Origin of the sequence: Nocardia ignorata NBRC 108230, assembly GCF_001612905.1 — a bacterium.
GTDB classification, from domain to species: Bacteria; Actinomycetota; Actinomycetes; order Mycobacteriales; family Mycobacteriaceae; genus Nocardia; species Nocardia ignorata.
In genome coordinates this window covers 1-770 of sequence record NZ_BDBI01000068.1, presented here as the reverse complement: position 1 = coordinate 770, position 770 = coordinate 1, and the positions used below count along the sequence as shown (strand labels likewise).

1 rRNA gene is annotated in these 770 nt (G+C 53.4%); it reads right to left on the bottom strand.

The window, feature by feature from the left end:
• Positions 1–450, bottom strand: a 23S ribosomal RNA gene (locus NI2_RS32675); the annotation flags it as partial.
• Between the last annotated feature and the right edge of the window lie 320 nt (positions 451–770).

Sequence of the window (770 nt, the reverse complement as noted above, 5' to 3'; positions counted from 1 at the left end):
ACTCACGAGAGCCAAGAAGTTTTCGTCTACGGGATTATCACCCTCTACGACAGGCCGTTCCAGACCACTTCGACTAACCACTTGGTTTCTTACTCTCGCCCAGTCCGGCAGAACTGAGAAGAATGACCCCACAACACCCCAAGCGCAACCCCTGCCGGGTATCACACGCCTGAGGTTTAGCCTCATCCGCTTTCGCTCGCCACTACTCACGGAATCACTGTTGTTTTCTCTTCCTGTGGGTACTGAGATGTTTCACTTCCCCACGTTCCCTCCACACACCCTATATATTCAGATGCGGGTAACACGACATCACTCGTGCTGGGTTTCCCCATTCGGAAATCCTCGGATCTCAGCTCGGTTGACAGCTCCCCGAGGCTTATCGCAGCCTCCTACGTCCTTCATCGGCTCCTGGTGCCAAGGCATCCACCGTACGCTCTTAAACACTTACTAACAAAGATGCTCGCGTCCACTGTGCAGTTCTCAAACAACACACCCGAAGTGACCTCGTACCCGGACCAACTCGACGTCACCGCCGGCGGTATCTAGGAAGATCTCTCCAGATCGTTTGTTCTTGCCTTGAAAAAACACTTTCGCGTGTTCTTTCAGGACCCAATAGTGTGTCGGTATACCATCGCGACCTCGGACTTTGCCTCGGTCATCATGCGATGAGGTTGTCAGCGTTCCACCCATGAGCTCCGCTGGACTACATGTGAGTCCAAAACGGCTCTGCCAGCGACACATTCACCTCTGTGAACAATCGACTGGAGATG